Origin of the sequence: Stenotrophomonas sp. 3diitr2024, assembly GCF_042136455.1 — a bacterium.
In the GTDB taxonomy this organism is placed as follows: domain Bacteria; phylum Pseudomonadota; class Gammaproteobacteria; order Xanthomonadales; family Xanthomonadaceae; genus Stenotrophomonas; species Stenotrophomonas sepilia.
The window spans coordinates 1-7,906 of the sequence record NZ_JBHHMJ010000083.1 but is presented as its reverse complement, the minus strand read 5'-3'; the positions used below and the strand labels follow the sequence as shown (position 1 = coordinate 7,906).

Sequence of the window (7,906 nt, the reverse complement as noted above, 5' to 3'; positions counted from 1 at the left end):
CGCGGCGCACGCCGCGAACCCGCAACAGGATCGTCCGGTCAGAACTCAGGCGCCGGCCATCCACTTCAGGATCAGGCCGGTGACATAAGCCAACCCGGTACCGGTGGCATAGCCCACCGTACCCAGCAGCACCCCCACCGGCGCCAGCGTCGGATGGAAGGCCGCGGCTACCACGGGTGCCGAGGCGGCCGCCCCGATGTTGCCCTGCGAACCTATCGCGAAGAAGAACAGCGGCGCGCGCAGCAGCTTGGCCACCACCCACAGCACCAGCACATGCGTGGCCATCCAGATCGCGCCGAGCAGGAACAGCCACGGCCGATCCAGCAGCGACAGCAGGTTCATCTGCATGCCGATGCAGGCGATCAGGAAGTACAGGAACACCGTGCCCAACCGCGAAGCGCCTGCGGCTTCCAGCCGGCGCGCACGGGTGAAGCTCAGGCCCAGGCCCATCGCCGTGGACAGCAGGATCACCCACACGAACTGGCTGTCCAGGCTGAACTGGCTGGCCCAGCTGACGTTGGCCTTGAACCAGCCCGACAGCGGTGCGGCGATGGCGTGGGCCAGGCCGACGCCACCCAGTGCCACGCCGACGATCACCATCAGGTCGGTCATGCTGGGAATGCGCGCGTTCTGTGCCTCGTAGGCGCTGATGCGTGCCTTCATCTCGTCGATGGCGCGCGTATCGGCCCCGTTGCGGGTGTCGATCTGCTGCGCGCGGTTGGCCAGGAACAGCAGGATCGCCATCCACAGGCTGGCGCAGGCCACGTCGACCACGGCGAACTGGCCGAAGGTGGTGGCGTCGGTGCCGAACACCTCACGCATGGCGACCATGTTGGCACCGCCACCGATCCAGCTGCCGGCCAGTGCGGCCATGCCGGCCCAGGTATCACCGGCCACCGTTTCCGGATGGATCAGCTTCATCAGCTGGAAGGAGACGATCGCACCGAGCATGATGCCAGCGGTACCGGCACAGAACACAAGCAACAGCTTCGGCCCCAGCTTGATCACGCCCTTGAGGTCGATCGACAGCGTCAGCAGGACCAGCGCGGCCGGCAGCAGCACGTCACGCGCGACCGGGTTGTACAGCGAGGTGTTGTGGCCATCGATGACACCGGCGGTGTTGTAGATGGCGGGGATGAAATAGCACAGCAGCAGTGCCGGCACCCAGGCGAAGATCTTCTTCAACAGCGGGGTCGGACCACTGGCGGCCCAGAAGATCAGGGCCAGGGTGGCGGCAATCAGGCCCAGTCCAACGATATCGTTGCTGATCAGGGCAGTAGCGGGTTCGGTCGGCATGGGATCCTCTGTCGATCGAAAGAGCGGGAAAAAAAAGCGCCGCATGAAGCGGCGCAGGTCGAGATTAACACTGTCTTCACGCCGGGTCATGCCGCAGCGCGGAGCAGGTCGGCCGTCCGATCAGGCGGGGCGCGAAGCGCCGAAGTCCAGGGTGACACGCGTCCCGCGCGGTTGGCAGGGCTGCAACTGCAGCGTCCAGCCCAGGTGCTCGCACAGCCGCGCGATCAGGTCCAGGCCGATGCCACTGCCTCGATCGGCACGCTCACCGCGGGCCATGCGCGCGTGGATCGCCGCGATCTCCTCCGGGCTCATCCCATGCCCGGGGTCCTGCAGCGTCAGTACCGCCGACGAACTCAGCTGCAGCTCGATATGGCCGCGGCCGCTGTTTTCGATGGCATTGCGCAGCAGGTTGCCGATCGCCGCCTGCACCACCGCCAGCGGCGCGACGATATCCACCGGCGCGGCCTGGATACCGATGCTCAGGTCCTTGTCGCCGAGCAGGTGTCGATGGTCGTCGACGATCTCCGGCAGCAGCTGGTCCAGTGCGATGCGCTCGGCACGCGCGGCCAGGCGCGCAGGATCACGCGCCAGCACCAGCAGCAGCTCGATCAGCTGCTCCACGCTCTGTGCCGTGCGCAGGACCCGCTGCATCTGCTGGCGGGCACGTTCGGGCAAGCCCGGTTGCTCCAGCGCCAGCTCGGCTGCACCGGTCATCACTGCGATCGGCGTGCGCAGTTCGTGGCTGGCGGTACTGATGAAGACCCGCTCACGCTCGACGAACTGCTCGTTGCGGTCCAGGTAGTCGTTCAGCGCATCGGCGATGGTGTGCAGCTCGGAACTGCCGCGCGGGTCGACCTCGATGCGCTGGCCCTGAACGCCCGGCCGCAATGCGCCGATGTGCTGGGCCAGCAGGCTCAACGGGCGCACCATGCGTTCCATACCGAAGGACGCCATCAGCACGGTGACGAAGATCATGATCACCCCGGCCAGCATCACCCAGCGCGTGGCGAACTGCTCCAGATCATGGAAGTCGGAGATGTCCAGCGCCAGCGCGACACGTCCCATCGACCGGGTCTCGCGCACCATCACCGCCGTCTCCCGGCCTTTGATCATCACGCCGTCGTGAAGGCCCGGATGCAGCGTACGCAGGCTGTCAGGCAGGTTGACTGCATCGAAGCGGTACAGGCTGAGCGTGTCCGAATCCTGCCAGCGATAGTGCGGCTCATGCTCGACGTGCTCGACGATGCTGTCCAGTTCGGAATTGAGCAGCGCGCGCCAGGCGGCATGTTCGGCGTGTTCGTGCACGTAGTTGCCGACGCTGAACACGGCGATCGACAGCAGGGCCAGGTAGCCCAGCAACCACCACACCACGCGCCGGTACAGCGGGCCCGGCCTACGCGCCTTCATCATCATCCTTGCCTGCACCGGCGGCCGCGGTCACCGCAAGACGGTAACCAACCCGCGGCAGGGTGTGGATCAGCTTGTCGGCAAACGGACCGTCGACGCTGCGGCGCAGCTCGTAGACATGCGAGCGCAGCAGGTCACCATCCGGTGGCTCATCGCCCCACAGGGCGAACTCCAGCTGTTGGCGGGTGACCGCACCGGGGCTGGCACGCATCAGCACCTCCAGCAGCTTGCGGCAGGCCGGGTACAGGTGGAGTACCTGCCCCCCCCGCTGGGCTTCGAGGGTCGCCAGGTCCAGCACCAGGTCGCCCACCTGCAGGCGCTTGCGCGGGTTTCGGCCCTGCGCACGCAGCAGCAGCGCCTCCAGCCGAACTTCCAGCTCGGGCAGGGCGAACGGCTTGGTCAGGTAGTCGTCGGCACCTGCGCGGAATCCGGTGATCTTGTCCGGCAGCTCGTCGCGCGCGGTCAGCATGATCACCGGCACCTCCGAAGCGTGCTCGGCGCGCAGGCGACGCAGCACCTCCGGCCCCTCCATGCGTGGCAGCATCCAGTCCAGGATCACCGCGTCGTAGGGGTGGCTGCCGGCCAGGTGCAGGCCGGTGATGCCGTCCGGGGCCACGTCGAGCACATGCCCGCGCGACTCGAAGTAGTCGAACAGGTTGGCCACCAGCTGGCGGTTGTCCTCGATCACCAACAGACGCATGCACGAAACATCCACGGAAGTTCGTACCATGGTAGCGCTGCGCATGTCGGAATGCGGTCGCCCCGGCCTCCTCTGACGCTTTTCCAACCCCCGCCACCTCAGAATGGCCGTTTTGCTCCCGGAGCCTGCCGTGCCCGTAGCCCTGCCCCGCCGTTGGCGCCTGCCCCTGTTGTGGCTGTTGATCGTTGCTGCGCTGGCAGCGGGGATCGGCCTTCGGCAGCCGCAGCCACCGGACGAGCCGCGCTTCGTGCTGGCGGCCCGCACCATGGTCGAAAGCGGGCAATGGCTGCTGCCGCACCGGGGCGTGGAGCTGTATGCGGAGAAGCCGCCGGTCTTCATGTGGCTGCAGGCGGCGGCCTACGAGATCGTCGGCAGCTGGCAGTGGTCGTTCCTGCTGCCGTCGCTGCTGGGCGCCCTGCTCAGCCTGTGGTTGGTGTCGGATCTGGCACGCCGACTGTGGTCACCGCGGCATTCCCTGTACGCCCTGGCGGCGCTGTTCTGCACCCTGCAGTTTGGCCTGATGGCCAAGCGCGCGCAGATCGACATGGTGCTGGTCGGCATGACCACGGTGGCCCTGTGGGGCTTGATGCGCCACCTGTGCGAACGCCGCAACCTGGCTGCCTTGTGGCTGGCGGGGTTCGCCGCTGGCCTCGGCACGGTGACCAAAGGCGTGGGTTTCCTGCCGCTGCTGATGGTCCTGCCGTGGTTCGGCTGGTGGCTGTACCAGCGTCGCCGCGGTCGCAGCGTGGACGGCCCCCACCCGGCAACGCTGCTGTGGCTGATCCCGGCCTTCCTGCTGGGCGTGTCGGTGTGGCTTGCCCCGCTGGGCTGGGCGCTGCTGCACACGCCCAGCGCCGAACTGCAGGCCTACGCGCATGAACTGTTATTCAAGCAGACCGGTACCCGCTATGCCAACGCCTGGCACCATCGCCAACCGGCCTGGTACTACCTGCAGGTGATCCTGACCCTATGGCTGCCGGGCAGCCTGCTGCTGCCGCTGCTGTTCAAGCCGTGGTGGCGCCGCATCCGCCGGGGCGACCGCCGGCAGTGGCTGCTGCTGGGCTGGGCGCTGCTGGTGCTGGTGTTCTTCAGCGCCAGCCCGGGCAAGCGCGAGGTCTATGTGCTGCCGATGCTGCCTGCGATGGCACTGGCGGTTGCGCCGTTGTTGCCCGGCTTGCTGCGCCGGCTGTGCGTGCGCCGCTATCTGTTCGGCTACAGCGTGGTGCTGATGCTGGCCACCGGCGTGCTCGGCGTGATGCTGATGACCGAGCACCCCTGGGCCCTTGCGCAGCTTGAGCGCCGGGCAATGCCCGATACGCTGCTGCCGGTGCTCGGCGATGGCCTGCTGACCTTCGCCATCGCCCTGGCCACGCTGATCGTCTGGTTGCGGGTGCGCCGCGCCACGACACTGGTGCTGTTGACCCACGGCATGCTGTGGATGCTCTACGGCCTGGTGCTGATTCCGGCACTGGATCCCTACGCATCGGCATCGGCGCTGATGCGCCGCGTCGGCGCACGGATCGGTCCGGACGCCGAACTGGCGCTGGTCGCCTGGCGCGAGCAGAACCTGCTGCAGGCTGACCGCCCGGTACGCGAGTTCGGCTTCAAGCGGCCCTGGGCCGAGCAATGGCACGATGCCGGCCCGTGGGTGGCCGAGGCGCCGGACAAGCGCTGGCTGCTGGTGCTGGACGAGGCAATGAGCCCCTGCGTGGATCCGGCCAAGGTGATCGACATCGGCATGGCCAACAGGAATCGTTGGCAACTGCTTCCCGGTACGGCCTGGGACCCGCAATGCCACGCCGAACGGGCCGGCTCGACCGCCGAAGAAGACTGAACGTTGACTCGTGCCGGGCAAGCATTAACCCGGCGCGAACGAGCGTCCGACCCTTCTCCGACATGCAGGTGACGAGCATGACTGCGGATTCCCGAACCCGCCTTCCCTCAGCATGCCCGTTCGTCCCCTTGATTCGATCGCGCCGCCTGCGACATCGCCACTGGCGTCAAGATTCGCCGTAACTCACTTTTGGCTGCCTGTCGCAATCGGTCTGCCCGTGTTTGCGCTGCTGATGGGGTTCGGCGGCGACCAGTGGGTGGCCGACCACCTGTTCCGTCTTGAGGGCGGCCATTGGGCATTGCAGGACGCCTGGATCACCCGCAGCGTCGTGCACAAGGCCGGTAAATGGTTGAGCACTGCGGCGGCGCTGGTCGTGCTCCTGCTGTGCTTCCATCACTGGCGTAAAGGACGCGATCACACCCTGCGGTGGGCGCTGCTTTATGTCGTACTTGCCCTGGCGCTGGGCACCGGCGTGATCTCCCTGCTGAAGTCGCTGGTGCCGATGGAATGCCCGTGGGATCTGCTCCGCTACGGTGGCCACCAGCCTTTCATCGGGCTTTTCACGGCGCGCCCCGCAGGCATGGCCGCGCAGGCCTGCTTCCCGGCGGGCCACGCCAGCGCGGGTTATGCATGGTTGTCCCTTTACTTTTTTGCCCTGCTGTGGCGCCCTTCATGGCGCTGGGCCGGGTTGTGGATCGGTCTTGGCACCGGTCTGGTGTTCGGCATCAGCCAGCAGCTGCGCGGCGCGCACTTCCTCTCGCATGACGTCGCCACCGCATTGATCTGCTGGCTGCTTTCGCTCGGCCTGTATCTGATCGTCAAACGCGTCCTGACACGCCGTCAGCGGGACCGTCCCAACCGCCAGGAGGCAAACGCATGAGTGCATCGGTCCAATGGCCCGCCCGCCTCCCCGCCCTTGCGGGTCTGCGCCACTGGCGGCCGCAGCTGTCCACCGAAGCGCTGATCGCGCTGACCAGCCTGTTCTTCGCGGTAGCCGGGAATGGCCTGTTCTGGCACAGCGCGATGGCCAGCCATCCAGGCAGCCTGCGCTACGCGCTTTCGCTGCTGCTGTTGCTGCTGGGCGCTCACGGCGTGCTGCTGGGCATCCTGGTCTGGCGCTGGAACGCCAAGGTGGTGATCAGCCTGTTGCTGCTGGTGACCGCATTCGCCGCGCACTACATGAGCCGCTACCACATCTACCTGGATGCGGACATGCTGCGCAACGTGCTGGCGACCGACCCCAAGGAAAGCCGCGAGCTGATGACCGTGTCGCTGCTGTGGCCGGTACTGTTGCTGGCGGTGTTGCCGATGGCGGTGTTGTGGCGCGTGCAGCTGCGTCGCCGCAGCTGGGGCCGCAGCCTGCTGTGGCGACTGGGGTTCCTGGCGGTGGCCGCGGTGACCGCCGTCGGCGGCGCGTTGATCTCGTTCCAGGATGTTTCGGCACTGATGCGCAACCAGCGCGAAGTGCGTTACCTCGCCACCCCGGCCAACGTGCTGCTGGGCATGCCGCGTGCGCTGCGTGGCGACAACCCGGTGCAGCGCGCACCGAAGCTGCCGATCGGCACCGACGCCAAGGCCACGCCACGCGCCCCGGCCAGCAAGCCGCGCCTGCTGGTGATCGTCATGGGCGAGACCGTCCGTGCGCAGAACTGGGGCCTCAACGGTGGCCGCAACACCACTCCGGAACTGGCCCAGGCCAGCGTGATCAATTTCCCGGACATGCACTCATGCGGCACCAGCACGGAGGTCTCGCTGCCGTGCCTGTTCTCGCCGTGGGGCCGCCACGACTACGACGAGAAGAAGATCCGTGCGCACCAGTCGCTGCTGCACGTACTGAATCGCGCCGGCATCGCGCCGCTGTGGCGTGACAACCAGTCCGGCTGCAAGGGCGTGTGCGAGGGCCTGGACTTCCAGTCATTGTCCGACGCCACTACACCCGGCCTGTGCGCGGATGGTCGCTGCATGGACGAGATCCTGCTGCAGGACCTGGCCACCCAGGTGCGGGCCAAGCCCGGCGACCGGGTGGTGGTGCTGCACCAGCTGGGCAACCACGGCCCGGCCTACTTCGAGCGCTACCCGCCCGCCTTTGCCCGCTTCAAGCCAACCTGCGACACCCGTGACATCGGCCGTTGCTCGCGCGACGAGATCACCAACAGCTATGACAACGCGGTGTTGTACACCGATCATTTCCTGAGCAAGACCATTGGTACCCTGCAGGGCATGCAGGATTACGACACGGCGATGATCTACCTGTCCGACCATGGTGAATCGCTGGGCGAGAAGGGCCTGTTCCTGCATGGCGTGCCGTATGCGATCGCACCGGCCGAGCAGACCCGCGTACCGATGACGATGTGGTTCTCGCCGGGCTTCGCCAGCAGCCGTGGGTTGGATCTGCAGTGCGTGCGCAAGCGTTCGGCGGCGTATACCGACCACGACAACCTGTTCCCGTCGGTGCTGGGCCTGATGCAGGTGAAGACGGCGCTGTACGAGCGCGACCGCGACGTGTTCGCCAACTGCGAAGGTTGAGGGTTGTTCGGCAGGGCTTGCAGCCCTGCACCTGCAGGGGCAACGGCAACGGCCGAAGCAACAGCAGAAGCGGGTTTCCTGAGGGGTGGGGGGGGGGGGGGGGGGGGGGGGGGGGGGGGGGGGGGGGGGGGGGGGGGGGGGGG

General features: G+C 67.2%; 6 protein-coding genes. 3 read left to right on the top strand and 3 right to left on the bottom strand.

Features of this window, described 5'->3' with window-relative positions; genetic code table 11:
- Positions 1 to 45: 45 nt before the first annotated feature.
- The 3 genes from ABGA94_RS01890 to ABGA94_RS01880 all read right to left on the bottom strand — a co-directional run bounded on the left by ABGA94_RS01890 (position 46) and on the right by ABGA94_RS01880 (position 3,403).
- Complete coding sequence (locus ABGA94_RS01890) at positions 46 to 1,296, bottom strand: DUF819 domain-containing protein (protein ID WP_005418276.1); 1,251 nt, start codon at positions 1,294 to 1,296, stop codon at positions 46 to 48.
- 120 nt (positions 1,297 to 1,416) lie between these two features.
- Positions 1,417 to 2,703 carry a HAMP domain-containing sensor histidine kinase gene (locus tag ABGA94_RS01885; RefSeq protein WP_005418277.1) on the bottom strand — a complete coding sequence of 429 codons (1,287 nt, stop codon included), beginning with the start codon at positions 2,701 to 2,703 and terminating at the stop codon, positions 1,417 to 1,419.
- On the bottom strand, positions 2,690 to 3,403 hold the full coding sequence (locus ABGA94_RS01880; RefSeq protein WP_005418278.1) for a response regulator transcription factor: 714 nt from the start codon (positions 3,401 to 3,403) through the stop codon (positions 2,690 to 2,692). Before ABGA94_RS01880 ends, ABGA94_RS01885 begins: the two co-directional genes overlap by 14 nt.
- Before the next feature lie 130 nt (positions 3,404 to 3,533).
- Here ABGA94_RS01880 and ABGA94_RS01875 point away from each other — a divergent pair, with 130 nt between their 5' ends.
- The 3 genes from ABGA94_RS01875 to ABGA94_RS01865 all read left to right on the top strand — a co-directional run bounded on the left by ABGA94_RS01875 (position 3,534) and on the right by ABGA94_RS01865 (position 7,763).
- Positions 3,534 to 5,237 (top strand): glycosyltransferase family 39 protein, encoded by a 1,704-nt coding sequence (locus ABGA94_RS01875; RefSeq protein WP_164263787.1) that lies wholly within the window; start codon positions 3,534 to 3,536, stop codon positions 5,235 to 5,237.
- 112 nt (positions 5,238 to 5,349) lie between these two features.
- Positions 5,350 to 6,117, top strand: a complete 768-nt coding sequence (locus ABGA94_RS01870) for a phosphatase PAP2 family protein (protein WP_375366220.1) — start codon at positions 5,350 to 5,352, stop codon at positions 6,115 to 6,117.
- On the top strand, positions 6,114 to 7,763 hold the full coding sequence (locus ABGA94_RS01865; RefSeq protein WP_065179478.1) for a phosphoethanolamine transferase: 1,650 nt from the start codon (positions 6,114 to 6,116) through the stop codon (positions 7,761 to 7,763). The genes ABGA94_RS01870 and ABGA94_RS01865 overlap by 4 nt, the downstream gene beginning before the upstream one ends.
- Positions 7,764 to 7,906 lie beyond the last annotated feature (143 nt).